This is a genomic window from Sinobaca sp. TMA16-18 (assembly GCF_059510535.1).
This window is the reverse complement of the sequence record NZ_JCAKFM010000012.1, coordinates 24,471-49,315: the sequence shown is the minus strand read 5'-3', so window position 1 is coordinate 49,315 and position 24,845 is coordinate 24,471. Positions and strand designations below refer to the sequence as shown.

Below are 24,845 nucleotides of genomic sequence, written 5' to 3'. Positions count from 1 at the left end.
AGAACTGTAATAGCGCACGCTGCTCTGTTCACCCTCAACAGAAATTTTATGCGCAGAAAGATGGAACAGTAATTAAAAAGACAAGAGTTCGCATGTGGAACTCTTGTCTAATAGCTATCTAATAATAAAGTTTAGTAATATTTAAATCATATACTCAACTTGAGTGTTTTTATCTCATATGGCTCAAAATGTAGAGAAAGCGTGGAACCGCCTGTTAACTCTCTTTCCGGTTCTTCGAGAAGATTACACTCCGTACACGTGGAAAAATGCTGATCGCTCGTAAACGTAACCTCTCTCCGTGCTCCACCGTGTTCATGTATCCTAACGATGATTTCTGAATCTTCCTCTGCCTGCTTTACTGCATCAACTGTTACATTGGAAGCATTGGTAGACAGGAAGCTGTATTCACTGGAATTCGCTTCTCCTTTAGCAACATAAGCAGGTAAATTCAAGTCCATAGCTTCCTGGACTGTTCTTCCTTCATACCAATCTCCTTTATGGGGAAATAAACTGTAGGTAAACGAGTGTTTTCCCTGATCCTGCATAGCATCGGGCTCTATAGCTGATTTAAGCAGTGTCAGTTTCATAATATGGTCTTTAATATCATATCCGTACTTACAGTCATTCATAAGACTTACCCCATAATCTCTTTCTGAGAGGTCAGCCCATTGATGTCCGACTGTTTCAAACATCGCCATATCCCAGCTTGTATTCCAATGGGTCGGCCGTGTGACATTTCCGTATTGGATATCATATGTTGCTTTTGTAGAACGTACCTTTACTGGAAATGCAGCTTTCAGCAGCTGTTGATGTTCATGCCAATCGACTACGGTTTCGAAATCAATCCGTTTGGAATGATGATACACGATCATTTTTTGATAAATGGTGGAAGATTGATAGGACCACTGCAAAGCAATGACTGCACGTAACGGTCCATTTTCCACCAGCTCTTTTTTATCCAGCTGATCTACAATATATCGTTTCTCTTTATAAAAAATATCAATATCCCAGGCATCATAATGCAGAGGCTTGTCTTCGAATACTTCCAGAACGTTTGCCTCATGTTCAATAACTTCGCGATTGTTTTCCTTATCAAATATACTGCTAATATGACCATTTTCATTCAATTGAATAAGGTAAAATGGCGTCTCCCACATGTTTCCGTCAAGTTGTGTTAATTGTTCTTCAGACATTATAGAAGTGTCGGATGGATAAATTACTTTGTAACCTAGAGAAGGAACTCCCGGCACATGTACAATGTCTATTCCATCTTGACGCCTTTGAAGTTTTAACTGCCGGCCGGATTGATCTTCCCATCCCAATACGGAATCAGGTAAAGCTGCAAGTACGTCTCTCGAATGAGAACTTGAATTAAATATAGTAAAGCCTTCTGTATTATTATTTTGACCAATTAGTGCTTCTGCTGCCTGCTTCTCGTTCTCTTTCACTAAAGAAAATGCTTCTTGATATTCAGCGGCACTGTCTGCATATACTTCTTTAATAGAGGAACCGGGGATAATATCATGAAATTGATTACGAAGAATAATTTTCCAGCCCTGTTGAAAGTTCTTCTGGCGTTCAGATGACCAATTCCCATCCTTTAAATAAACCAGCGTATCCAACCACTCTGCCTGGCGGTAACGAAGCTCTGCCTGGCGATTCATTTTTTTATTATGCGCCTGACTCGTATACGTCCCTCGATGATATTCCAGATAAAGCTCTCCATCCCAAGTATGAATATATTGCTCCGTTGTATTCATCCGTTCATGCAGGCCATCTAAATACTTATCTACTCTACTCGTTTTAACGTTAGGAAGGCCTGGCATTTTATCAAACCGACGAATTTTTTCCAGCATGTCGCGATTTACCCCGCCTCCGCCGTCTCCGTAACCATAGGCAAGCAATAATTCATCATTAAAAGAACGGTCGCGGTATTGATCCCAAATCCCCTGGATACTAGTCGCAGTGATTTCTCCATTGTATGTGTATTTTTTGGATCCATCTGGCGTAGTGATAAAGTGGGCCACTATTTCCGTACCGTCTATTCCTCTCCATTTAAAGCTGTCGTGCGGCATACGATTATATTGATTCCAGCTGATTTTTGTCGTAATAAATGTATCGATTCCTGATTTTTTTAAAATCTGCGGCAGTGCCCATGAATAACCAAATACATCCGGAAGCCATAAGTAGCGGCAACGCTCCACTCCCAATTCCTTTTCCAAAAAACGCTGGCCATATAATAGCTGGCGGGTAAGGGATTCCCCGGATGGAATATTACAGTCGGCTTCAAGCCACATCGCACCACCTGCCTCCCATCGGCCTTCAGCAATTTTTTCCTGCATTTGTTTAAATAGCTCCGGATAATCTTTTTTTACATAATCATATAACTGCGGCTGAGTTTGAAGAAATTCATACTCCGGGTATTGCTCCATAAGCTTTAACACGGTAGAAAATGATCGACCTGCTTTTTCTCTCGTATGCTTTAATCGCCAAAGCCAGGCAACATCTATATGAGTATGACCTACAGCTTGAACCGTTAAGGGATGAGTTTCCTGTAAGCTGTCAATATCCTGCTGCAGTTGATCATTAGCCTTTTGGAGAGACTCATAAAAACCGCCATTGCCAGGTGTCCTCCAGTCAATATGCTGAAAAGCACGATTCAGCGCTTGAAGAAGTCGCTCTTTTTTTATATTTCGTTCGTCTAATACATTAACGGTTTCCAACGCTGCTTCCGCTGTATAGTATAAATCATCAGCAATACCATCCAAACAGGCTGTAAATGCAGTCTGCAGCTGGTGCTCTTGTATTTCCTGGTTTCCTTTAAGCCCTTCCAATCCGGACCAAAGACGAAATTCCAATACGAGAGGAATACCAATTAAATGTTTTGGAAAGAAAAATTCTTTGTGATTTCCATCTATCGCCTGGACAGCTTCCCCATTGATGTAAAGTAAAGATTCAAAACCTGAATTATGGCCGTGGCCTGTTTTTCCAAAATCAAATACACCGACTGGCGTGTGCTGCTCCCAACTGCTCGGAATAGTCAGCTTTGTTTTTAACCATATATAACGATCCCGACCTTCCCAGCGGTCCCCCAGCTTCATTTCTTTTGTTTCCTGTTTAGGCATCAACTGAGTAATTTCCTCACTGGCCGCCTCTTCCACTGTATCGAAACTTTCTATTATTTGTATGTCTTTATACCTGTAATTTTTTAATTCGTTGATTCTCTGCTCAAGCTTTTCTTCTGTCCAGAACATTTATTTCATCCTTTCTATTTATATATTTATTATCCTTTTACAGCTCCGCTTGTGAGTGCACCTACGATATAACGTTGAAGCAGCACAAATAATATAATGACTGGCACAATGGACATGATGCTTCCGGCGGCTAACAAATGAGTGGTGATTTGGGTCTGCGTTGATTGAAGATTCACCACTCCGACAGAGACCGGGTACAAAGAGGCATCATCAATGAGAATAAACGGAATAACAAATTGAGACCAGCTTTGTACGGCCACAATGATAACCACAGAAACAATTCCAGGCATACATACGGGAAAAAGCACCTTTGTCAGCATCTGCCATCTGCTGCATCCATCTATAATGGCCGCTTCATCCATATCTTTCGGAATGGTGTCCAGATAATTTTTTAAAAACCATGTAGTAAACGGAAGTACGACTGCTACATAAACAATGATTACCAGCCAAAGTTGATTTATTAAGCCCCAACTTGCAAATAGTCTGTAAATAGGAATAGTAATAACGACAGCTGAAACCATCTGCGTCATTAAAATAGCAACCATAAAGTGATTTTTTAATTTCATCTTATACCTAGATAATGCAAAAGCAGCAGGAACCGCTATAATAAGGGTCAGAATCACGGTTGAAACGACTATTCGAAAGGAATTCCATAAATATTGAAGAACCGGCGCCGTATCAAGCACTTCTACGTAATTTTCGAAAGCAAAACTTGTTGGAATAATGTTTGGCGGAACTTGAAGCACTTCAAACCTTGTCTGCAATGAGAGGGAAAGTACCCATAATAATGGAAACAAAAACCCCAGCACGACTAAAACAAAGCTTATATACAAACCAATTCTTGTCCATTTTGCTTTTTGTAAGTTTGTCATGATTCCACCACACCCTTTCGCCCGAGTACTTTTAAATAAACCATTGTCATCCCCACATTGATGATCAGCAGCACGACAGCCGTAGCTGCTCCTTCTCCTAAATTGAACTCTCTAAAAATAGCTGTATATATACTTAATGCAATAACTTCAGTGCTGTTACCGGGCCCTCCTCCAGTCAATGCCATCACCATATCAAACGTATTGAACGTATCAATAGATATAATAATAAGATTAACCAGGATAATAGGCGCAATAGCTGGAAGAATAACACTTTTCATTCTCTGCCAGGCATTAGCCCCATCTATAATAGCCGCTTCCAACACATCTTTTGAAACCGTTTTCAATCCTGCGTACATTAAAATCATGCTGAACGCTGTTCCTCTCCAAATATTTGCGAGCGTCACCGACAAGAGAGCCATCGTTGGGTCTGATAAAAAGGAGATAGGACCAAGTCCTATAGTGCTTAACGCATAATTAATAATTCCAGCATCCGTTTCGTTATATAGCATGCCCCAAATAACGCCAATGACAACACCAGGAATCGCCCATGCTACCAGTACGGATGTGCGGACAATAACCGTTCCTCTTATTTTCATCTTTTCTCCCTGAACGATCAACAATGCTACAATAAATCCTGCCACCAACTGAAAAATAACACTGAAGAAAACAAAAAAAGCAGTAGTCCCAATCATCGGCAGAAAACCTGGAAGAGTAAAAAGACGAAGATAAGACTCAATCGTATAGTTATATCCGAGCTGAATCATATTTGCGTTCGTGAAGCTTAAATGAATAATTTGAAAAATGGGATATACGAAAACAGCAATCAGGACGATTAACAAAGGAATCAGCCATGGGTAGGGAGTATCTGAAAACTTTTGCTTTTGTGTTGCTACTTTTTTCGTTTGCTGACGATCTAATGCTTTTTCGTTTACATTCATTCTTCAGCCCTCTCCTCTCCGAATGTTACAATTTCCCACGCGTCATCGACTGCCTGCTCCGGCTCTTTGCTTCCTGAAATCACCTGGGAAATTGCGGTTTGGAGCTGAACTGATATTTCATTGTATCTTGCAGCTCCGGGACGTACCTCCGCTTCTGTTTCTAATGAGGCTAGAAACTCATCGCTGAACGGCCCTGCTTCATAGTATTCAGAATCATATACAGACTCCCTTGCCGGCAGAGATCCTTGAATGGATGTAAATTCCCCCATGCCTTCTTCACTAATAAACGAATCAACCAGAAAATCAAAAGCCGCTTCCTGCTTCTCCGAATCCTCTGCAAAAATTCCCCATGTCCAGCCACCTGCACTTGAAACAGGGGCATCTGCTTCATTTAGTATAGGAAGAGAAGTTACTTCCCAATTATCAAAATCATCTCCTAATATTTCTTGGATCGTAGCTGCCTGCCAGCTGCCTCCCAGAAACATAGCTGTATTACCAGCTGCCACTTCTCCATTGGCATCATTTTCTACTCCAGCGCTTGCCATGCGTTTTGCTATAGCTCCTTCTTCTTGTGCTTGATCAAGCGTTTCAAATGTACGGATCATCGCCTCTCTATTTTTTCCTTCTCCAAAAACAGGTCTTCCATTCTCATCCACCAATTCTCCGCCCTGGGACCAAAAAATAGGCCATAACGAGGTAACAGATGTACCTTCCCCAATACCAACCGGAAGCACCAGACCCTGATAACCCTGCGTTTGGATCTCATTTGACACTTCGATTACTTCGTCCCAGGTAACAGGTGGTTCCTCAATAACCTCTGCATCATAGTAAAGCATTCTTGTATCGGTACTCATATACAAACCATAAATCTTGCCGTCGTCACCGCGAATTACTTCTTCCGCAAAGGGTAAAAAATCGTCTGGATCTATCCCTCGCTCCTCCATCATTTCATCTAACGGCTGAAGATATTCCATATAACGTTCGAGCATATATCCATCAATAGCTGCCATGTCCGGTGCCCGTCCTGTGTTTGCTTGTTCGAGGAGCCTAGCCATCGCTTCATCGGTGTTACTTGATTGAAGACTAATTTGTATGTCCATATCTGGGTTCGTATTATTAAACTCTTCTATCTGGCCGGTAATATATTCTCCAGTTGCTGCAGATGGCGCTTCCGGCGAATATCCGGCTGTAGTAGACCAGGTTAATGTACTTTGTTCTTCTGCTTCAGAATTACCAATACTGCATCCGGTCACACTCAATAATAGAAAAAAAGAAAGTCCTAAAGGCATAGTTTTTTTCATTTATTCCGCCTCCTACTTAACATATTGCTTTATCTTCACTTTTTAAAATGATTTTAATATGTTTCTAAAAAGGAAGGTCTGCACTTACTTAATGCAGAACCCGTTTTATCATTAAAGCAGACGCTCCCACTGCTTCTGCTTCTCGTCCAAACGAAGAAGGAATGAACGTAACAGCGTTAGCCATTTCGGTATATATACAACCTTTAATTACCTCTTGAGCTTTAGTGGAAAAGTCCGGTAAAGCAGTAATTAACCTCCCTCCAATCACTACAAGCTCTGGATTTAGGAAATTCACCTTGTCTGCAATAGCCTGCCCAACGTCTTCAATGCTTTCATTTATGATGCGCACTGCTAATGCATCTTCCTTTGCATATTCCTTTAAAATTTCTTCTATAGTCTTTATATGAGCCGGCAGAGATGTTTCAAAGCCCTGATGTATTTTTTCATTTGTCTCTTCTATGATAGGCAGTATAGAGTATAAAGGTTTTCCTGTTATGTTATCTTTATGCCATGACCTTTGGCCATTAAATCCTACTTCTCCTGCTAAGTGCGTAGAACCTCGTATAAGACGACTGTTTATCATATAGCTGCTTCCAATTCCAAAATCAATCATAAAATAGAGAACATGGTCAGATTTTCTCGCTCTTCCGTAATGCCACTCACCTAACAACATGCAGTTTGCATCTTTTTCCAAACTCACAGTCGTTTGAAATTGTTCTTTAAAAACAGATACAACATCTATATTTTTCCATAATGGAAGATGCGGCGGTGACAAAATAATTCCTTCTTTTGCATTTATAGGTCCTGGTGAACTTATACCAAGCCCAATCATATTAGAAAATGTAAACTTCGGATCTTCAATTACCTTTTTAATCTGGTGAATTACCCTCTTTAAAACAATGTTGGGATTCTCAGATAACGAAAAAGTATTCTCTCCCTGATATATTATCTCCCCCTTTAACGTAGTAATGACGAAAATCACTTCTTTAACGGATATACTTACACCAACTAAATAATGCCATTCGTTATCCAATGTATATAGTGTAGGCTTACGCCCCCCATTGGAAACAGCCTGTCCAGCTTCCTGCAAAAGCTGGGCTTTTTCAAGGTCTATTAAAATATTTCCTATTGAAGCAACAGTCAGGCCTGTTTTTTTTGCCATTTCCTGCTGCGTCATTGGCATTTCATTTTGATGCAGCAGTTCAAAAATTCTAATTCGATTCGCTGTTTTCATCATATTTGCGTTAGTTATAGTCACGGCTTCCACCTATTCTTAAAATTGTTTTAATAAGTACATTAATGATAGCGCTTACATTAATTTAAGTCAATGTATTTTTGTTTTCTTATTTTGGAAATCATTTTCTTTCATGTATGCATTGCTGGATTGAACAGGGTTTTATTATTTAAGATTATCAATATATTGTTTTCCTTCGATTAAAGATAGTCCCAATTTTTCTCTGGCTGTTTTTATCGCTTTAATGTCATTTCCTTCTTTTATCAAACGGCGCAGTTCATCATCCAATGGATCTTCAGAAATTCCTACTTTCTCGCCAACTCTATTTAATATACTCTGCATCTGTTTTATACGCCTTTCTAACGTATTCATACGGGTTAACAAGTAAATAATAACTGCAAACAAAAGAACTATAATGACATTTTCCATACAAAGCTCTCCTTCATCGAATAAGTTCCACCCGGTTTCATTTCCATTCTTAATAAATAATCAGTCGTCATGCCATATAAAAACCCTTCAATCCAAGAATAAATATCATCTTGAGATGGGAGGGTTTTTTGCGGGTTTATTTACCGCATGCGGTACTCTATTTCTTCTTTCCAGCTCGTCCGTCCGTCAAGCACGTACTTCACTTTACTGCCGTCTTTAAGATGAATGGACAGCCCATTAGGCACAAAAAATAAAGAATTCGACAGCGTAACATAATCTATCTGTAACAGGTCTACCTTATGTACTTCCTTTTGTATATTTATTTTGTGGGGAACATGAACAAGTTGATCCGGAGTTGCGTATAACGTCCCGCCCACTGCTTCTCTTCCTTTCCATACATTTGCTTTTCCTTTTTTTGTATAGTGTTCTATCATAACGGCCTCCCCGCCTATGTCTTGTTTTCTTTCATTTCTTACTCTCCGCCTAACCGATGTTTACCAAACCACGAATATGTTAATAGTACTAGTAATAATGATATAAGTTCACGATAAAGAAAACCTGTAAAGCAGTTTTTGAAAAATACACCATTATTATAAAAAGGGAGTTTTTCTATGACACAGACCTCATTATCAAAATTCATCAGTAACTATGAAGGAGAAGTAAAGTTAGCTAATTTACTGGAACGGTATTTAAAAGAAATTTTTCCGGATAATTCATTAGAAGGCGTGCAGACAAGCTTTCTTATTAATACACATGAGGAATCCAAAGTAACTGCATTCCTATATGACACATTAACCGACCAGTTCTCTATTAAAGATATCGAAGAAAAAGACAATGAAGTAAAAGTAGCCATCGATACCGTGATAAGTACGAGAACAAACGGTAAAATAATAGAAGATATTACTGGCGCAGATGATAAAAAAATAAAAAAAAGACAAGGGAGGTTTGTGTATGATCACCACGTTCCTTTAAGCATTGAGCTCATATTTGACCCAGCTGTGTATCTAAAAAAACACAACCTTCCTCCGGCTTTATTGTCCTACCGGAATTTATCACTAAATAATGGAAATGACGTTAAAGTAGATGTGGAAAAAATAACCTCCACTTCTATCGTATGGGAAGATATCTAAATTTTGCTTCTTCTGCGGCAGCGCATATTCATATGTGCTGCTTTTTTTGTCGTCCACCGTCTTAGGGACAGCAGAATTCACTCATCGTGATCACCCTGTTTACTTTCCCAATTATAAACTATTATTGAAATAAAAAGAAGGAGTTGTCTTTAGGACAGTTCCTTCTTCGGGCTGTTCATTTATACTTTTCGATACCTTTTTAATCCAATAATATTCAACGTAGTAAAACCAACAATAAACAGAAATAAGATACTTGCATCAAACCATATATATTCAAAACCCTGCCCCTTAATGATGATATTTGTAAGAGCATCTCCTGCGTATCTCAGTGGGAGCAAATAGCCAATGACACTGATCCAGTCTGCAAGATTATCCAAAGGAATAATTCCTGAGAAAAAAATCTGTGGTATCACCACCAGTGGAATAAACTGTACCATTTGAAATTCTGAATTAGCAAACGTTGATATGAATATCCCTATCGTTAAGCTGCCAGTGCAAGCAGGATATTGATTAACAGCACCCACAAAATATTTCCTGCTATTTCTATTTGGAGTAAATAGATAGAATAAAAAACTATAATTAGAGTTTGTAGAACAGCGAATACTCCGTAGCCCGTTAAATAACCAAATACTATTTCATTCCGTCTAACAGACGTCGCTAACAATCGTTCCAGAGTTCCTTTGGTTCGTTCTCTTAACAAAGCGATGCCTGAAATAAGAAAAACAAAGAAGAAAACAAAAAATCCAATTAGTATGGGGAAAATTTTATCAAAAAATGTGCTGTTTACATTTCCATATAAATAATTATTATCAATATTCAACTCGTTCTCTGGAACAGTCCGTTCGGTATTAGGCGGTACCTGCTGACCCGTTTCCGATAATTCTTTTACCTTCATTTCTTGAATTGCACTGTTTAATACCTGCTTGGCAGCGGCCGTCTTACCCGGATCTTCATTTGGATATGTCACTACCAATGTGGACTCATTCATTCCAATAAAAACGTCTAATTGATTCTCTTCAATGACATCTTTTTTGGTCACACTATCGTCGTACGTGTGAATATGAACCTCGTCAGAAGGCAGGGCATTGATAATACTCTGCGGAACATCGTCTTCAAATCCTACAACAAGATTAGTTTCATTGCTCGTATCAAAGATCAAATACATTAAGGTAGATACAATAAGCGGAGCCAAAAACATAAGTGCGAGTGTACGCTTGTCTCTTAACAACTCTTTAACCACTCTTATACTTATAGCTCTGTATCTTATTATTTCTTACTCACCTCCGCTTTTATGAATACGTCTTCGATAGAATCTGCATTAAACTTTGTTTTTAACTCTTCTGGCGTGCCTATTGCAAACAGCCGGCCCTCGATAATCAATCCTACATAATCACACTTTTCGGCTTCATCCATAATATGCGTAGTCATAATAATCGATTTGCCTTGGTTTGATAGGACTTTTAACTGCGTCCACACATCAACTTTTAATACAGGATCAATTCCTACTGTAGGCTCATCTAAAATGATAATATCCGGATCAGATAGAAGGGTCACCGCCAGGGATAACCGTCGTTTCATTCCGCTTGAAAAAGTAGAGACGATTGTATTGATTTTCTCTTCCAACTGAACAAGTTTCATCTTCTCAGAAATGGAGGCTTCTAATTTCTCACCTGACAGCCCCATTAGATTGCCAAAAAATATGAGGTTTTCGCGCGCGCTTAATCCTTCATATAGGGCAGTATTCTGACCCATATAGCCAATCCTATTTAATACTTGACGGTTGGGGACTCGCCTATTAAATAAAGATGCTTCTCCCTTATCCAAACGCTCTATGCCAATCCAACATCTTATTAACGTCGTTTTTCCCGATCCGCTTGGTCCAATAAGTCCTAATATAGAACCTTCTTCCAGATTAAGATTGATATCACTCAAAACATTTTGCTTATCAAATGACTTATATGCCCCTTTTAAATAAGCAATAACATTTTTCATGCGCTGCCTCCGTATATAAAAATAGAATCTATTATAGATAGTATTTAGATTATACATTCTTAGTTTGGTAATTCAAGTATAAAATGGATCTTTTATACAAATAGATAATAAAAAAACCTTCTACATCATAATGAATGGAGCGCCGGCAGTGCGGCATCATTATCATNAGTATTTAGATTATACATTCTTAGTTTGGTAATTCAAGTATAAAATGGATCTTTTATACAAATAGATAATAAAAAAACCTTCTACATCATAATGAATGGAGCGCCGGCAGTGCGGCATCATTATCATAGAAGGAAAATCTGACAGAGGTAACCCTAAAACATGATTTTTAACTCATTAAAAAAAGTAACTAACAATAATATACACTACGATAAAAACAAGTAAATAGACCAAAATATTCCGTATCACTTAGTTCCTCCCGGCTGGATAATCACAAATCCATCTCCTGCAAATTTCATTTGAATGGATTCCCCGCTGCCTCTTCCGAGAAAAGTGCGGTAGTTCATATCAGTATGGAATTCCGGTTTTACATTGCCGGACCATGCGACCGTAGCAGATGGATCAGTATATACCGGTTCACCTTCATAGACCGGGAGCGTCATTGGCTCAAAATACGTAGTAATCGCAATTTTCCCCTGGCCGTGCAGCGTAATATTAAACAGCCCGCTTGACATCATCCCGGCGGCTTTTTTCATCATTTCAATGTTCCATTCCACAGACGGTTCAAATGCGAGCAGATCATTTCCATTTACAGTTAGACGCTGGTTGTTTAAATCCAGAATCGTAATACGTTTCCCCTGATCTGCCAAGAATAGACGCCCGCGCCCTGAGGCTTTCATCAGATCCTGGCCTTCTGCAGTGAATGTTTTTTTGAGTGCCCGCTCCATGCCGTGCTCAAATGCCCGTTCCCGCTCAAATACTATATTACCGGTATAACCGGCCATCGCACCAATTTTCGCCCAGACATCACCTGCCAGATTTACTTCCAATACCCGCTCCGACTGCATGCCAAATACCTCTGTCGGCCTCGATTTAGGCTGTGTTTTATTTATGAATTCATCTATCGAATAGCTGTTCATCCTGTCCGCTCCTTTAAATAGTTAAAATCGGATACGCATGCTCCCGGCCTGAATGATTTACAATCACTATGTAATTTATGTTGTATGCATCCTCATGCCACTATAATCCTCTACTTTTTTTGAAATAGAATGAATATTTGTCGTAAAGAGGAGATAGGTCCGCTTTTCTGTGTGAATAACCAATCGGTCTGTTGTTCCATACGGCGTACCGATGCGCACCGCTTCTTTGTTTTCACCGCCATACGTATCATCTTGTGTGATGGATGTGATTTCATGAATCGGAATAGTCGTTTTGGACAACTGCCACTTAATCACTAAATCGCTGTCTTTTTTGCTGACGCTGATCCCCATCATAACAGACACCCTTTCCTGCTTGTTCCCCTTATAAATTACCATATTTTACAGTATAAATCCAAAACTATCATAATTCATCCATTATCTGTTTGGTAATCCATTTACATTTCCCTCTACTTTACGTTATCCTTCTAACCAAAGATCTTGTTTATCTATTAGACTATACTGACTAAAAGGGTGAGAATAATCTCTGCAAAAAAACCAGAGCACCAGCGGGAAGAATTGAAGCATAAAGAAAGAACGGGAAATGCGGGTGGGAATTTCAAGGATGCATCCGATCACACGCAGGTCGGCGGATTCGGCAGGGTGGCGAACAGCCCGGGGTGGAAAAGTACCGCTTTTTTACTTGTGGTTATCATTGTTGGCTTTTTGCTTTACAGCATTTTTTATTGAAAAATATCGGCAGTCCTGCAAAGGTGCCATTCTTAATAAATAATCCCGATAAAATAAAAAAGCTGTTATCCAGCTAACAGCTTTCCTATTTATAGTATTGGCTCTTTTTCAGGAAAACATAGTACACACCCTTATTGGTATGTCCGTTACTCTGCCTATTCATTATAGTTTTACCTATTTTTACAACCGTAGGGTTTCTTTAATCCATAACAAATAAAAAATCACCCACACTATTTATTCATCTATCCACTGGTAGACGTGGTCCCGCAGCTCCTGCTCCGTTTCGCCTCCAACGGGCGGATGTTCTGTTTCCGCCATCGGCACGACAATAAATTTATCTTCGGGCCCCTCTATGACCTGGGTAAACTCCATATTCGGCTCTGATATGACTACCTCGTCTTCCGCTTTTTCTACTTGGAAGGTCGCGACACCGCCGGTATCTGTATATTCAAAGTTCTGCCCGGAATAGAAATTGCCGAGAGAATAATAGACGAGCATCTCCTGCCCATCTTCTCCTTCGACCCATTCCATCGGCTGCAGCACATGCGGGTGATGGCCGATGACTACATCTACTCCTTCATCTGCAAGAAAGGCAGCTAATTCTTTCTGCTCGTCATTAGGCAGTCTTTCGTATTCGGCTCCCCAGTGCATATTCACCATTAGAACATCCACCTCGTCTTTTATTTCGCTGACATCTTCTTGTATCACTTCCTGGTCAATCACCTGCACGGCATACTCATGGCCATCTGGCACGGTATAACCGTTCAACCCATAAGTATAGGAAAGCATGCCTATATCAATACCATCCACCGACACAATTCTCGGTGCCGCGGCGTCTTCCTCATCTTTATATACGCCCACATAATCCATTCCGGCTTCTTCATAATAGCTGGTTGCGTTATGGATCGCTTCCATCCCCCGGTCCATTGTATGATTGTTAGCACCTGAAACCATATCCACTCCTGCTTCCTGCAGTGCATCTACAATAGCGTATGGACTGTTAAAAGACGGATACGTTGATAACCCCATTTCTTCTCCCCCGGGAATGGATTCCTGATTGATGATCGTAAAGTCTGGTTCTTCCAGCAGCGGAGTAACGTTCTCCAAAGCCGGCGTAAAATCATATTCGCCGTTTTCTTCCATTCTTTCATACACCCTGCCATGCAGCAGCACATCTCCGGCAGCTCCGATCGTAATAATAGAGGTTTCATTTGTTTCTGCCTGCACCTGCTCCTCCTGAGCAATACTCGTCTCCTGATCCTCCTCCTGTACTTCCTCATTCGCACAGCCCGAAACCAAAATAACAGCACCAATACACCCAACAGTCACTAAGCGCATGACATCCCCCTTTATTTAAATGGTAGTTGTATAATAAATATACCATAATATTACTAATATTCTAACAATAAATTAGCTTATCCATTATTTTCAACACAAAAAAGCCCCGTCATGCGGATGCATAACGGGAACTTCTTTATTATATAACTTGCTGCGTACTGCCAAACTGCAGGGAGACCTGCTTAATTTGATGATGGTCTGTGTCCAGTATTTTCCATCGTCTTCCGTCCCGCTCCACGACTTTATTCGGTTCGAGCGGTATATTGTTCATTTGAAGCCAGCCGCCGATAGTGTCAATATCTTCTTCATTCGAAAAAGTTATACCCAGCTGCTTTTCAATATCATCCAGCAGGGTCCGCCCATTAATATGGTACAGTCCTTCTTCGACTTTTTGGATATCGGAAACTTCTTCTGTATCAAATTCGTCGCGGATTTCACCGACAATTTCTTCTAATATATCTTCCATGGTTACAAGGCCGGCACTTCCTCCGTATTCATCAAGAAGCAGGGCCATGTGTACCCGTTCTTTTTTCATATGCACAAGTACGTCCTGTATAGCAGCGTGCTCCGGCATGACCGGGAGGCTCTGCATGTAATCTTTCAAAATAATACGCCGTCCTGCTACATAATCAATTAGGATTTTCTTGACGTTTACAAAGCCGATCACATTATCTTTGTCACCATCTTTGGTTACCGGATAACGGGTGTGCTCGTGTTCATGAAAAATTTCCAGCATTTCTTCCTGATTCATATCAACCCGAAGCGTGTTCATGTCGGTTCGGGGAATCATAATATCCCGGGCGGAACGTTCATCAAATGCAAATATATTTTCCATATACTGCAGTTCCGTTTTGTTAATTTCCCCGCTCTGAAAGCTCTGGGTCATAATAATTTTAAGCTCTTCTTCCGAGTGGGCCTGATCATGGCCTGCCGGTTCCACTCCAAACATGCGCAGAAACAAGCGTGCTGAACCGTTTAACGTCCAGATAAATGGGAACATCAGCTTACCAAACCAATACAGCGGCGGAGCGAGCAGGAGTGTCATCTTCTCAGCGTATTGAATCGCCAGCGTTTTCGGTGCCAGCTCTCCAATTACCACGTGCAGGAAGGTCACAACAGAAAAGGCGATGATAAAAGAAATGATCGTAGCCAATGCCTGTGCAGTTCCCAGGCTGTCAAATAAAGGGTACAGCAGACGTTCTACAGTCGGCTTCCCAAGCCAACCGAGTCCAAGGGCCGTTACGGTAATGCCAAGCTGACAGGCTGACAAATAATAGTCGAGCTTTTCCGCTACTTTTTTAGCCTTGTCTGCTTTCTTATTTCCTTCGGCAACGAGCTGATCCAGCCGCGACATCCGTACTTTAACCACTGCAAATTCCGAGCCTACAAAAAAGGCGGTCAAACCTATCAATATAACCACTAACAACAAATTCATAATCAGTATAATGTCCAAATAGTCCCTTTAAAAAAGGGATTCACCTCCGTATTTTTTCCACCGGTTCCGTCCCCGGCGGGATGAATCAGTTTATCTCCGATGCAGGAGCCAGCCTCTTTTTATGGAAAAAGAGAAAACACATAATCTTCGAACGTACTGTTATTCGAGGATATTTTACATGTCAGCCAATCCCTGCCTTTTCATAAAGTAGATTAAATATACCACATCTATAGGAAAAAGAAAGATAAACGTTTGTAAATATTGTATGACATTATAATGTCACTGGTTTTCAAGGGGCATGATAAACCTTGGACGGACGACCAGGATATCGCAGCCGGCTCTGCGGACGATGCCTTCTGAAACACTTCCGAGGCGGATTCCTCTTTCTTCCCCGGCTCCAAGAGCACCGGCAATTATCAGGTCCGCTTGAAAGCGCGGAGCCAATTCTTTCGGAATAATATGCTTCGGGGAACCATATTCCAGCGTAATCGTCATATCTTCTACTCCTTTAGCAGCCGCCAGCTGCTTATACTTTTCCAGCAGCAGTTCCCCGTTTCTCATGTACACATCCTGAATATTTTCTTGAAGCTGCTCGAGAGAATGCACTAAAGGGGTATGAAGCACATGCACTGCTGTTATATCCGCTCCATGTTTCTCCGCGAGGTCCAGACCTGCTGTGAATGCATTAACAGCCATCGATGATTCATCTATGGCGATAAGAATGCGCTGATATTTTTTAGCTGTCTCTTTATTTTTGACGACCAGTACATCGCAGTCGGCATGGTGCACGAGACCGGCTGAAACGCTTCCAAGTACATAACTTTCCAAAGGACCCAGGCCGGAGGCGCCTGTTACTGCGAGATCCACGCTGTACAGCGGCAGTATTTCTTTTGCTATCTTTTTATGTGGGGAGACCCCCTGTTTCATGATCGTTATTATATTTTTCAGACCGGCGGCTTCTGCCTGTTTTTCGCTTTCCCTTAAAATGTCCAATCCAGTTTCCACAGCAGCCTGTTTCATTTCTTCGCGGTAGACAGGTACCCTGCTGTATTCTTTGCTTTCCACTACGTGGCAGATGTGCAGCCGGCTGTCGTACTGAGCTGCTAAATAAATTGCACGTTTTAGAGCCGTCTCCGCCTGGCTTGAACCGTCTGTTGCAACCAGAATTCGTTTATATCGTTCCACCTTTCTCACCAGCTTTACCCATATTTGTTACTCCTATTATAATAAGAATAGTGCTTTTTCAATGTGATGTGTCTCACACCGGAAGCCTATTTTTATGGGCACAGCAAAAAAGCCCTGAAGATGTCCTTCAAGGCTTTGTCTGGATTGTCTGGAAATCGTTTTGTCTAGTTTATCTATGCATTCCACCGTTTCCTTTTCAAGAGAACACATGGAATAAAGAAATAAACAGCCATAGGTAAAGATATAGACGGCGTCTCGCCCTATGGAAAACGAGCCCTGTACAAGCTTTTTTATTAAAATATATGGTTTTTGTCTTTTTCTTTTGCTGCTATTCAATGCCCAGGGTTTTTTTATATCCTTCCAGATACGTTTTTTCGGAAGGCGACGCCTGTTCAAAAGCACTCATCGCGCGGTGCCACAATGGATATATCGGGGCCGGCCGCGCGGCTGCTTCAATTTTTTCTGCTTCTTCTTTGGACAGCACAATGTCGAAAGAAGCGATATTTTCGCGCAGCTGCTTTTCGTTTCTAGCAGCAATAACGATCGGACCGACATTGGGCCGATCCCTTACCCAGGAAAGAGCAATCTGCGGCACGCTCGCATTATGATGGTCAGCTGCTTCCTGCAGGGTATCAATCACGTTATACAACCGTTCCTGATCCATAACCCACGGCTCCGGCCAGCCTTCTCCCTGTCTTGTGTTTTTGGGAGCTTCTTGGTGACGGCTGATCTTACCATTAAGCAGGCCTTCCCCGAGCGGACTCCAGATCATCGAACCTACGCCGAGTTCACTGCCGGCCGGAAGCAGTTCATATTCGGCTTCCCTGGCTTCCGGACTGTAGTATATCTGCTGGCAGACCGGCGGAATAAGCCCTGCCTGTTCCGCATAGGTGACCGTTTTCGCCAACGCCCAGCCGCTGTAATTGGAAACACCCCAGTACCTGATTTTCCCGGATTTCACCAGGTCCGTCATTGCCTGAACCGTTTCTTCTATCGGCGTTTGTCCGTCCCAGAGATGTACGAAATAAAGGTCCAGGTAATCCGTTCCCAGACGCTGCAGGGATTGGTCAATAGATGCTTCCAGATTTATTCTCGATGCGCCGCGTGCGTTCGGGTTATCTTCAAAATGAAAACCCGTTTTAGAAGTAAGGACAACATCTTTCCGGCGTCCTTTAATCGCCGCGCCGAGCACCCGCTCCGCATCTCCTTTCGAATACAGATTTGCTGTATCAAAGGCATTAATGCCGGCTTCCAGCGAGATATCCACCATTCGCCTTGCTTCTTCTTCTTTAATATTTCCGGTGGCTTCAAACCCATTCGTGCCGCTGAAAGGCACGGTTCCCAATATATATTTCGGAACGCGCAGCCCAGATTTTCCTAATGTAATGTATTCCATATTATTCCTCCATCGATCGTTTTATTTTTCGTGGGAAATAACTATCTTCCCAAAGAAATTCTGGCTTTTTAGGTGATGGTACGCTTCCTGTGCCTGTTCGAATGGATAGACGGTATCAATAACCGGCTTTAGCTTGTGGGCAGTGATGACTTTATTCATGGCTTCAAACATATCACGGCTGCCGACCATAATCGTTCTTGTCGATGCTTTTCCAAATAAATCGTAATAATCAATATTATCGCCTGTTTTACTCAATACACCGATGAGTGCTATTTCATCTCCCGGGGCCACAGATTGAATAGACTGCGGAAACGTAGCTGACCCCACGACTTCGACGACACGGTTTACGCCGCCTGGTATCATTTCTTTTACTTTCTTTCCCCATTCAGGCGTATCGGTATAGTTAATAATATGATCAGACCCCATTTCCTGCAGTTTTTCTTCTTTCCAACTGCTGGAGGTCGTGGACACGACCTGTATTCCCAGGGCTTTGGCCAGTTGAACCGTAAAAACGGACACGCCGCCGGTTCCGAGTGTCAGCACTGTGTCTCCAGGATCAAGCGGAGAAGGGCCGTTCAAGGCATTCCATGCCGTTACGGCTGCACATGGAAGTGCCGCCCCCTGCTCATAAGTCAGGTGATCCGGCAGTTTAACAAGCTCTTCCGGATGAATCGCTTTGTAGTCCATCAGCCAGCCGTCACTATGGGACCCGTATGGTTCTATATAGCCGGGCATTCGTTTCCCGCTGAACCACTCTCTTGTAAAGTTACCTGCTACACGGTCACCCGCTTTAAAACGGCGCACATCCGGTCCGGCTTCTATAATTTCACCGGCGCCGTCGGACAGCTGAACCGTATTCTCGTTCAACGTACCGGGATAGTTCCCTTCAACTAATGCTAAATCACGATAGTTCAGCGATGTCGCTTTTACACGAACGAGTACTTCGTTGCGGCTTATTTCAGGAAGGCTTTCTTCCGTCATTTTTAGTTGATTAATGCTTCCGGACTGCTGCAGCCGAAACGCACGATTTGTAGATTCTGTCATAGTCTGCCTCCTCTTTGTTGTTACCCTTTCCATATTCCCAACTTGGAAGGCAGTTGAAACGAAAGCATTATTTGCTGATAAACAGGCCTTTAAAAAAAACCGGTATTATTATACGCTTACATGACTGCAATTTATCTTTTATGTTAGGAGTTTACTATGACCCAGTCCTCTTCTTCTACGTTCACTGCTGAAGAAAAACGAAAGTATTATGTCTGGATGCCGCTGTTTATGAGTCTTTCTGCGATTATGCTGACCTCTTTATGGCTCGTATCGATCCCCCCTCTTCCACACCTCATTGGGTTAGCCGCCGGTTTTCATATCGGATCTTTCCTTACAGCAAAACGTTTTATTAAACAGGACCGTGCGCAGCTGGCGAAAGCGGGAACTTCCGCTCAGAAGAGAAATACTATTCTGCTGGCAATACTGCTTAGTATCATTTTCGCAGTCACTATAATCCGATTTTTTATTCTCATTTGAATTCTATTTATTTGAAACCCCGGAATTTCCTTAAAAATAAAGAAAGCTGAGAGATGAAAAGGAAGCGTTCTCTTTGTTATACTGTTTTTTTACTAATCTATTGAAAAGGGGTATGAACATGGCGAAATATAGACTTGAGATCACGAATACGAACACTAATGAGGAACACAGCTGGTACTTTTACGAGTTTGAGCCGGCCAAAGATCATTTTGATAATATCAGCAATGCATTTGACCATGTAAAAGAGTACACCGGAGAAAGCAGTGTAAAGGTGGAAGTGCTGAAAGAACCGGCAGAAATAAATGTCGCTGATATATCATCGATTGCGAATATGAATGCAGACATGCCGAAGCGTTCTTTTCATATAGACAGCTTTACAGACATTCAGTCTTACATGCATGAGAAACTAGGTTCTCCCGACGTATAATTTACCAGGAACCGTCCATTGCGGATGGTTTCTTTTTTTATATCCAGTTCTTGATATATTTTGCTGATTTAAAAAATTCTGTTTAATAGTGATCCAATTGTTCACTAGATTCGTTCCCTATATGAATCGATCATTTTATTCTTTTAAAATCGAAAGGGGAACGAACAAATGAAGAAAAGAATTGTACTTCCATTAACATCCGTATTTGCTTTTACTGCTTTTGCAGGAACTGCTGCCGCTGATCACGAGGGCCGGGAATTCATGGTCGAATTAACACCTGATGAAGAAACAATGAATGTAGAAAGCGATGCAATGGGTCAGGCCCATTTTGAAGTAAGCGAAGATGGGGATTCACTAATGTATTCAATACATGCCGAACATCTGGATGACGCGGCAGCCGGGCACCTCCACAGCGGTGCTCAAGGAGAGGATGGACCTGTTGAACTGTTATTATTTGAAAATGACGAACCAATGGATTATAACGGCGAGGTAGCAGCCGGTACGCTGACTGAAGATGACCTAGTTGGCGATATGACATGGGAGGAAGTGTCCATGGGGCTTGTAGCTGGAGAAATTTATGCTAATCTGCACACAGAAGACTACCCGGACGGTGAACTTCGCGGCCAGCTTAACGAAGAGGCGCAGGACGCAGCGATGATGCCGGAGGAAATGCCGCAGACAGGAATGGGCGGCACCGGTAACGATGGCTGGATGACCGCTTTCCTTGCGAGTATGACGGCTTTAGCCGGCGGGGCTGTTGCACTATTTATCCGTAGAAAAAAACAGGCATAATGCAAAAAAGGAAAGAGCAGCAATCTGCTCTTTCCTTTTTTCTGTATAAGATTAAATATGGACGGTTACATCTCCGTCTTCACGAAGCTCGTCTATGAGCTCCTGGGCACGTTCTCCCTGTTTTTGTGTCACTAACTGCTCTTCTACCTGTTCACGGTCAGGTTCCGGCATTTCAGGTGCTTCCTCGCCGCCCTGTTCCGCCATAGCAGCCTGTTGTTCTTCAGCCTGTGCGACAGCTTCATCTATCTCTTCATCCGTCACTTCCAGATCCTGTGATTCCTCTTCAATTAACTGTTCCACTTTAATGGACTGTTCGACCTCGGCACGGAATTCATCTTCCGTATACCCTTGTTCCTCTAAAGCCTGCTGGTACTGGTCTTCTGATTCAAACTGCTCTTTCTGCTCGGCAATTAAATCATCAACTTCCTGTTCGTCTGTGCTGTATTCCCGCTCATCTGCTTCCTGAATGAGCAGTTCCTGTCCAACGAGCTGATCGGCCGCCGCTTGTTTCATTTCGGCTTCCATTTCCCCGTTTTCATCCTGCTCTTCGAGGTTCATGCCCTGCATGGAATACATAGATAGTGCTGAAGTATAAGCCACTTCAAATTCGTCTTTTGTCACTTCTTCTCCGTTTACCTCAGCTACAACGTCTGGTACATCATCTAAATTAGGTTCCGGTTGTTCCGGTTGTTCCGGCTGCTCAGTCTGCTCTGCCTCTTCGCCGTTTTCCGCTGCCTGTTCTTCCTGGGCAGCCTCTTCATTTTCTGAGCCGGCTTCTTCTTCAGACTCTCCGCCGCAGGCTGTAATTAATGATAATGAAACGGCTGCAAATGCCGTAAGTATCCATTTTTTACTCATGTGTATATCCCCTTTATTAATCAGTCTCACACGGAGTGTGACATTCCTTTATGTTGAGACTGTGTCAGAGCTGTATTTTTTTCACCTGTCTGGTATATGCTTTAACAGCCCGGGTAGTAAAGTCAAGCACACTTCCTGGTTCTATGAAAGCAAAAAAGCCCCTTCTGCAGGACAGAAGAGACTTCGACATTACTTATTTTTTTTAAAATCCAGAATGAAACGCTGAAACATTTCTTTTGTCATCCCATCTTCAATTAATTCCTGCATCACATCAAGCCATTCCTGTTCAATCTCAACGGTATGCCCGGGGCTGCGTTCACCTGTGTTCTGACGGGGGATATTCATCATGAAATGTTTAACTGTATTGTTTCCCATTTGCAAGTCCTTTCTTTTCATCCATTATCGCCTTTAATGTAATAAACAAGTATGTAAAATGCATATTTTAGGAACAGTTACGATTTATTACTATTTTAGTGTAATCTGTGGTTTTTGTCAAAAATCGAAAAGCCATTATAGAAACCTGTTTTTAATTGTTTTTTGTTTACTGCTTTAATCCATTTAATTACACGCTTAAATTGTCAGGTGAAGCCAATTCGATTTAAAATTTTTGTTTTTTGATAATGAAATATCGATGTAGAAACTTCAAAAATAGTTCCATTGGTTAAGCACACCGTGTTTTCAATAATAAGAGCAGGATCTGCTGTAGTGAGTTGTAATAAATCCGCTTCGTAATGATCTATTTTGTCACAATTGATCACTTTGTCAGCAAAGCCGATATTCAACCGAAGGTCATCAATCAAATAGCGGTAAATCGATTGTGCCGCAATTTCCTCATTCAAATACGGTACTATATTTTTTCTGAAATAGCTTATTTCAATTGAAAACGGCTCGTCATCGACCAAACGAAGTCTTTTTACGTAATAAATATATTCTTCTGTCTGCAGGTGCATCCTTTCCATCACCTGTTTTTCTGCTTTTATCACCTTCAGTTCCAGTACTTCTGCCCGAACCGTTTTATCCGCTAAATTCTCGGTTAACCCTCTAAGACTGCCTAACTGGATATAATCAGCTGATGATTGATCTCTTAAAAAAAGGCCGCTTCCCTGTACTTGATACACATAGCCCCGGCCGGTCAACAATTCGATGGCTTTTCGTATCGTATTTCTACTCACCTTATATGCCTGCAGTAATTCTTCCTCTGTAGGAAGTTTTTTCGCCTGGTCATAAGTCCCTTTTATAATGTCTGCTTCTAATTTATCTGCTATCTCTCTATATTTTGCAGCCATAAGGTCTCCTTTTTCAGTTTAATTATACAACAAAACGCCTCAGCTCTACGTTAAGGCGCTTTGTTGTGTGACTTATAATTCTTCTCCTCTGGTTTTAATAACATGCTGGTACCAATAATAGGACAGTTTCTTTTGGCGGTTTAAATCGTTCTCATGATCTATATAAATGAACCCGTACTGTTTTTCAAAACCATTAAGCCAGCTTAAAAGATCTGTAGCCGACCAGGCGTAATAGCCTTTTAGATAAATGCCTTCTTGAATAGCTTGTTTAATCACTTTTAAGTGGGCTTCAATAAACTTAATTCTTGAAACGTCGGCTACTTCTCCTTCAATGATAGGATCTTTATCCCCAAGCCCATTTTCGGTCACGTACATTTTAATGTTACCATAACGCTCTTTGAGCATGTGAAGACCCGTTAAAAATCCTTCAGGAGATATTTCCCATCCCCATTTTGTATACGTCTTATCTTCCATCTTAACCGTTTGATAATACCCGTCAAACGAAGGATGTCCAGGCACCAATGTAGATGTCTCTCTAGTATGGTTTTGGATTGTTTTTACCTCTTCGTTTTTTTTCACACGAATTGGCTGATAGTAATTAAGGCCAATAAAGTCATTTTTGGCAGCGTTTCGTTGAATACACGATAATTCCTCTTCTGTCCATTCAGGAGTCCAGTTGTTTTCGTCCAATTGGGCTTTCACATATGGCGGGTATTCTCCTTTAAGTACCGGATCATAGAAAAAATACGTTTCATATTCGTTGGCATGCCTGGCTGCCTGTATATTTACTTCTTTATCGTCTACGCTGTAGGCAGGAAGAAAAACATGTGTAATACCTATTTCCCCGTACTGTTTTAACTCCTTATATACCTCCACTGCTTTAGCATGGGCATAATAAACGTAATGAGCTGCCTGGAAATATTTTTTCTTGTCATTTTGAATGCCGGGCGGGTGGGCTCCTTTTAAATACCCCAATCCACAGAACATCTGCATTTCGTTAAACGTAATCCAATGCTTAACCCGGTCGCCAAATGATTGAAAACAGGTTTTGGCATAATCAACAAAAGCTTCTGCGGTTCTTTTGTTTGTCCATCCTCCCACTTCCTCAAGTGCCTGGGGAAGATCCCAATGATAAAGGGTAACAAAAGGTACTATACCGTGAGAAAGGCATTCGTCGATCACCTTATTATAAAATTCCAGCCCCTTTTTGTTTATTTCCCCGTCTCCATTCGGAAAAATCCGCGGCCAGGATATAGAAAAACGGTAAGACTCCAATCCCATATCAGCCATTAGCTGAATATCTTCTTTATACCGGTGATAATGGTCAACGGCTGTATTCCCATTAGTCCCTTTAAATGTTTTCCCGGGAATTTTTGAAAAAACATCCCAGTTGGAAAGACCTTTTCCATCTTCGTCCCATGCTCCTTCCACTTGATAAGAAGCTGAAGCTGCTCCAAACAAAAAATCATGCGGGAATTTCATACATTTCCTCCATTAGTAATATAGTTTATTTATAAGTATCTATTTAATTTGTAGGTACAAATATAATATTAGTATATATCTTCTCCATTTATCTGGCTAGATATAAATATGATTTTCTTCTGTTTGGATGTTTTACGTTATAA

26 protein-coding genes are annotated in these 24,845 nt (G+C 41.4%); 5 read left to right on the top strand and 21 right to left on the bottom strand.

The features are described from left to right. Positions 1-146: 146 nt before the first annotated feature. The 7 genes from AC5W14_RS15960 to AC5W14_RS15930 form a co-directional block, all read right to left on the bottom strand. Positions 147-3,254 carry an alpha-mannosidase gene (locus tag AC5W14_RS15960; RefSeq protein WP_496194984.1) on the bottom strand — a complete coding sequence of 1,036 codons (3,108 nt, stop codon included), beginning with the start codon at positions 3,252-3,254 and terminating at the stop codon, positions 147-149. A 29-nt stretch (positions 3,255-3,283) separates the two neighbouring features. Continuing rightward, positions 3,284-4,126, bottom strand: coding sequence for a carbohydrate ABC transporter permease (locus tag AC5W14_RS15955; protein WP_496194983.1), 843 nt, complete (start codon positions 4,124-4,126; stop codon positions 3,284-3,286). Beyond that, on the bottom strand, positions 4,123-5,064 hold the full coding sequence (locus AC5W14_RS15950) for a carbohydrate ABC transporter permease (protein WP_496058438.1): 942 nt from the start codon (positions 5,062-5,064) through the stop codon (positions 4,123-4,125). Before AC5W14_RS15950 ends, AC5W14_RS15955 begins: the two co-directional genes overlap by 4 nt. Beyond that, positions 5,061-6,365 carry an extracellular solute-binding protein gene (locus AC5W14_RS15945; RefSeq protein WP_496194982.1) on the bottom strand — a complete coding sequence of 435 codons (1,305 nt, stop codon included), beginning with the start codon at positions 6,363-6,365 and terminating at the stop codon, positions 5,061-5,063. The genes AC5W14_RS15950 and AC5W14_RS15945 overlap by 4 nt, the downstream gene beginning before the upstream one ends. An 88-nt stretch (positions 6,366-6,453) precedes the next feature. Next, positions 6,454-7,602: an ROK family transcriptional regulator gene (locus AC5W14_RS15940; RefSeq protein ID WP_496058440.1), complete on the bottom strand. Its 1,149-nt coding sequence runs from the start codon at positions 7,600-7,602 to the stop codon at positions 6,454-6,456. Positions 7,603-7,764: 162 nt separating this feature from the next. Next, a complete protein-coding gene (locus AC5W14_RS15935) occupies positions 7,765-8,028 on the bottom strand; it encodes a hypothetical protein (RefSeq protein WP_496058441.1) in 264 nt (87 codons plus the stop codon). 140 nt (positions 8,029-8,168) lie between these two features. Continuing rightward, positions 8,169-8,462 (bottom strand): hypothetical protein, encoded by a 294-nt coding sequence (locus tag AC5W14_RS15930; RefSeq protein ID WP_496058442.1) that lies wholly within the window; start codon positions 8,460-8,462, stop codon positions 8,169-8,171. Between the two features lie 177 nt (positions 8,463-8,639). Here AC5W14_RS15930 and AC5W14_RS15925 point away from each other — a divergent pair, with 177 nt between their 5' ends. Beyond that, a complete protein-coding gene (locus AC5W14_RS15925; protein ID WP_496058443.1) occupies positions 8,640-9,158 on the top strand; it encodes a hypothetical protein in 519 nt (172 codons plus the stop codon). 179 nt (positions 9,159-9,337) lie between these two features. On the opposite strand, the gene AC5W14_RS15920 is transcribed toward AC5W14_RS15925, so the two are convergent. From AC5W14_RS15920 to AC5W14_RS15900, 5 genes are all read right to left on the bottom strand, one after another. After that, positions 9,338-9,682, bottom strand: a complete 345-nt coding sequence (locus tag AC5W14_RS15920; protein ID WP_496194981.1) for an ABC transporter permease — start codon at positions 9,680-9,682, stop codon at positions 9,338-9,340. Beyond that, positions 9,640-10,425 carry an ABC transporter permease gene (locus AC5W14_RS15915; RefSeq protein WP_496194994.1) on the bottom strand — a complete coding sequence of 262 codons (786 nt, stop codon included), beginning with the start codon at positions 10,423-10,425 and terminating at the stop codon, positions 9,640-9,642. Before AC5W14_RS15915 ends, AC5W14_RS15920 begins: the two co-directional genes overlap by 43 nt. Beyond that, a complete protein-coding gene (locus tag AC5W14_RS15910; RefSeq protein ID WP_496058444.1) occupies positions 10,425-11,150 on the bottom strand; it encodes an ABC transporter ATP-binding protein in 726 nt (241 codons plus the stop codon). The genes AC5W14_RS15915 and AC5W14_RS15910 overlap by 1 nt, the downstream gene beginning before the upstream one ends. A gap of 410 nt (positions 11,151-11,560) precedes the next feature. Beyond that, positions 11,561-12,235, bottom strand: a complete 675-nt coding sequence (locus AC5W14_RS15905; protein WP_496058445.1) for an AIM24 family protein — start codon at positions 12,233-12,235, stop codon at positions 11,561-11,563. A gap of 75 nt (positions 12,236-12,310) precedes the next feature. Beyond that, entirely contained in the window at positions 12,311-12,589 is a 279-nt protein-coding gene (locus AC5W14_RS15900) for a SunI/YnzG family protein (RefSeq protein WP_496194993.1), read from the bottom strand. 177 nt (positions 12,590-12,766) lie between these two features. Between AC5W14_RS15900 and AC5W14_RS15895 the strand changes: the two genes are divergently transcribed. Continuing rightward, positions 12,767-12,982, top strand: coding sequence for a DUF6366 family protein (locus AC5W14_RS15895; RefSeq protein WP_496194980.1), 216 nt, complete (start codon positions 12,767-12,769; stop codon positions 12,980-12,982). 234 nt (positions 12,983-13,216) lie between these two features. Here AC5W14_RS15895 and AC5W14_RS15890 read toward each other — a convergent pair whose 3' ends face one another. From AC5W14_RS15890 to AC5W14_RS15870, 5 genes are all read right to left on the bottom strand, one after another. Continuing rightward, a complete protein-coding gene (locus AC5W14_RS15890; protein ID WP_496058448.1) occupies positions 13,217-14,320 on the bottom strand; it encodes a CapA family protein in 1,104 nt (367 codons plus the stop codon). A gap of 139 nt (positions 14,321-14,459) precedes the next feature. Continuing rightward, positions 14,460-15,773: a hemolysin family protein gene (locus AC5W14_RS15885; protein ID WP_496194979.1), complete on the bottom strand. Its 1,314-nt coding sequence runs from the start codon at positions 15,771-15,773 to the stop codon at positions 14,460-14,462. 261 nt (positions 15,774-16,034) lie between these two features. Beyond that, positions 16,035-16,940, bottom strand: coding sequence for a universal stress protein (locus tag AC5W14_RS15880; RefSeq protein ID WP_496058450.1), 906 nt, complete (start codon positions 16,938-16,940; stop codon positions 16,035-16,037). A gap of 328 nt (positions 16,941-17,268) precedes the next feature. Further along, the gene (locus AC5W14_RS15875; protein ID WP_496194978.1) at positions 17,269-18,336 is read right to left on the bottom strand and encodes an aldo/keto reductase; all 1,068 of its coding nucleotides are present in this window, start codon (positions 18,334-18,336) and stop codon (positions 17,269-17,271) included. 21 nt (positions 18,337-18,357) lie between these two features. Continuing rightward, positions 18,358-19,380, bottom strand: coding sequence for a zinc-dependent alcohol dehydrogenase family protein (locus tag AC5W14_RS15870; protein ID WP_496194977.1), 1,023 nt, complete (start codon positions 19,378-19,380; stop codon positions 18,358-18,360). 156 nt (positions 19,381-19,536) lie between these two features. On the opposite strand from AC5W14_RS15870, the gene AC5W14_RS15865 reads away from it, so the two are divergent. From AC5W14_RS15865 to AC5W14_RS15855, 3 genes are all read left to right on the top strand, one after another. After that, positions 19,537-19,857: a hypothetical protein gene (locus tag AC5W14_RS15865; RefSeq protein WP_496194976.1), complete on the top strand. Its 321-nt coding sequence runs from the start codon at positions 19,537-19,539 to the stop codon at positions 19,855-19,857. 118 nt (positions 19,858-19,975) lie between these two features. Continuing rightward, positions 19,976-20,284 carry a hypothetical protein gene (locus AC5W14_RS15860; protein ID WP_496058454.1) on the top strand — a complete coding sequence of 103 codons (309 nt, stop codon included), beginning with the start codon at positions 19,976-19,978 and terminating at the stop codon, positions 20,282-20,284. Positions 20,285-20,452: 168 nt separating this feature from the next. Then, entirely contained in the window at positions 20,453-21,076 is a 624-nt protein-coding gene (locus AC5W14_RS15855) for a CHRD domain-containing protein (protein ID WP_496058455.1), read from the top strand. A 51-nt stretch (positions 21,077-21,127) separates the two neighbouring features. Here AC5W14_RS15855 and AC5W14_RS15850 read toward each other — a convergent pair whose 3' ends face one another. The 4 genes from AC5W14_RS15850 to AC5W14_RS15835 all read right to left on the bottom strand — a co-directional run bounded on the left by AC5W14_RS15850 (position 21,128) and on the right by AC5W14_RS15835 (position 24,702). Next, entirely contained in the window at positions 21,128-21,934 is an 807-nt protein-coding gene (locus AC5W14_RS15850; RefSeq protein ID WP_496058456.1) for a SurA N-terminal domain-containing protein, read from the bottom strand. Positions 21,935-22,123: 189 nt separating this feature from the next. Next, positions 22,124-22,309: a hypothetical protein gene (locus AC5W14_RS15845; RefSeq protein ID WP_496058457.1), complete on the bottom strand. Its 186-nt coding sequence runs from the start codon at positions 22,307-22,309 to the stop codon at positions 22,124-22,126. A gap of 203 nt (positions 22,310-22,512) precedes the next feature. Next, a complete protein-coding gene (locus tag AC5W14_RS15840; RefSeq protein WP_496058458.1) occupies positions 22,513-23,220 on the bottom strand; it encodes a GntR family transcriptional regulator in 708 nt (235 codons plus the stop codon). A gap of 72 nt (positions 23,221-23,292) precedes the next feature. Continuing rightward, complete coding sequence (locus AC5W14_RS15835) at positions 23,293-24,702, bottom strand: glycoside hydrolase family 1 protein (protein WP_496194975.1); 1,410 nt, start codon at positions 24,700-24,702, stop codon at positions 23,293-23,295. Positions 24,703-24,845: the final 143 nt, after the last annotated feature.

What these genes read in the sequence shown, in the direction of transcription:
- AC5W14_RS15960 (WP_496194984.1), bottom strand. Translation starts at nt 3,254, where the DNA reads ATGTTCTGGACAGAAGAAAAGCTTGAGCAGAGAATCAACGAATTAAAA.
- AC5W14_RS15955 (WP_496194983.1), bottom strand. Translation starts at nt 4,126, where the DNA reads ATGACAAACTTACAAAAAGCAAAATGGACAAGAATTGGTTTGTATATA.
- AC5W14_RS15950 (WP_496058438.1), bottom strand. Translation starts at nt 5,064, where the DNA reads ATGAATGTAAACGAAAAAGCATTAGATCGTCAGCAAACGAAAAAAGTA.
- AC5W14_RS15945 (WP_496194982.1), bottom strand. Translation starts at nt 6,365, where the DNA reads ATGAAAAAAACTATGCCTTTAGGACTTTCTTTTTTTCTATTATTGAGT.
- AC5W14_RS15940 (WP_496058440.1), bottom strand. Translation starts at nt 7,602, where the DNA reads ATGATGAAAACAGCGAATCGAATTAGAATTTTTGAACTGCTGCATCAA.
- AC5W14_RS15935 (WP_496058441.1), bottom strand. Translation starts at nt 8,028, where the DNA reads ATGGAAAATGTCATTATAGTTCTTTTGTTTGCAGTTATTATTTACTTG.
- AC5W14_RS15930 (WP_496058442.1), bottom strand. Translation starts at nt 8,462, where the DNA reads ATGATAGAACACTATACAAAAAAAGGAAAAGCAAATGTATGGAAAGGA.
- AC5W14_RS15925 (WP_496058443.1), top strand. Translation starts at nt 8,640, where the DNA reads ATGACACAGACCTCATTATCAAAATTCATCAGTAACTATGAAGGAGAA.
- AC5W14_RS15910 (WP_496058444.1), bottom strand. Translation starts at nt 11,150, where the DNA reads ATGAAAAATGTTATTGCTTATTTAAAAGGGGCATATAAGTCATTTGAT.
- AC5W14_RS15905 (WP_496058445.1), bottom strand. Translation starts at nt 12,235, where the DNA reads ATGAACAGCTATTCGATAGATGAATTCATAAATAAAACACAGCCTAAA.
- AC5W14_RS15900 (WP_496194993.1), bottom strand. Translation starts at nt 12,589, where the DNA reads ATGATGGGGATCAGCGTCAGCAAAAAAGACAGCGATTTAGTGATTAAG.
- AC5W14_RS15890 (WP_496058448.1), bottom strand. Translation starts at nt 14,320, where the DNA reads ATGCGCTTAGTGACTGTTGGGTGTATTGGTGCTGTTATTTTGGTTTCG.
- AC5W14_RS15875 (WP_496194978.1), bottom strand. Translation starts at nt 18,336, where the DNA reads ATGGAATACATTACATTAGGAAAATCTGGGCTGCGCGTTCCGAAATAT.
- AC5W14_RS15870 (WP_496194977.1), bottom strand. Translation starts at nt 19,380, where the DNA reads ATGACAGAATCTACAAATCGTGCGTTTCGGCTGCAGCAGTCCGGAAGC.
- AC5W14_RS15865 (WP_496194976.1), top strand. Translation starts at nt 19,537, where the DNA reads ATGACCCAGTCCTCTTCTTCTACGTTCACTGCTGAAGAAAAACGAAAG.
- AC5W14_RS15860 (WP_496058454.1), top strand. Translation starts at nt 19,976, where the DNA reads ATGGCGAAATATAGACTTGAGATCACGAATACGAACACTAATGAGGAA.
- AC5W14_RS15855 (WP_496058455.1), top strand. Translation starts at nt 20,453, where the DNA reads ATGAAGAAAAGAATTGTACTTCCATTAACATCCGTATTTGCTTTTACT.
- AC5W14_RS15850 (WP_496058456.1), bottom strand. Translation starts at nt 21,934, where the DNA reads ATGAGTAAAAAATGGATACTTACGGCATTTGCAGCCGTTTCATTATCA.
- AC5W14_RS15845 (WP_496058457.1), bottom strand. Translation starts at nt 22,309, where the DNA reads ATGGGAAACAATACAGTTAAACATTTCATGATGAATATCCCCCGTCAG.
- AC5W14_RS15840 (WP_496058458.1), bottom strand. Translation starts at nt 23,220, where the DNA reads ATGGCTGCAAAATATAGAGAGATAGCAGATAAATTAGAAGCAGACATT.
- AC5W14_RS15835 (WP_496194975.1), bottom strand. Translation starts at nt 24,702, where the DNA reads ATGAAATTCCCGCATGATTTTTTGTTTGGAGCAGCTTCAGCTTCTTAT.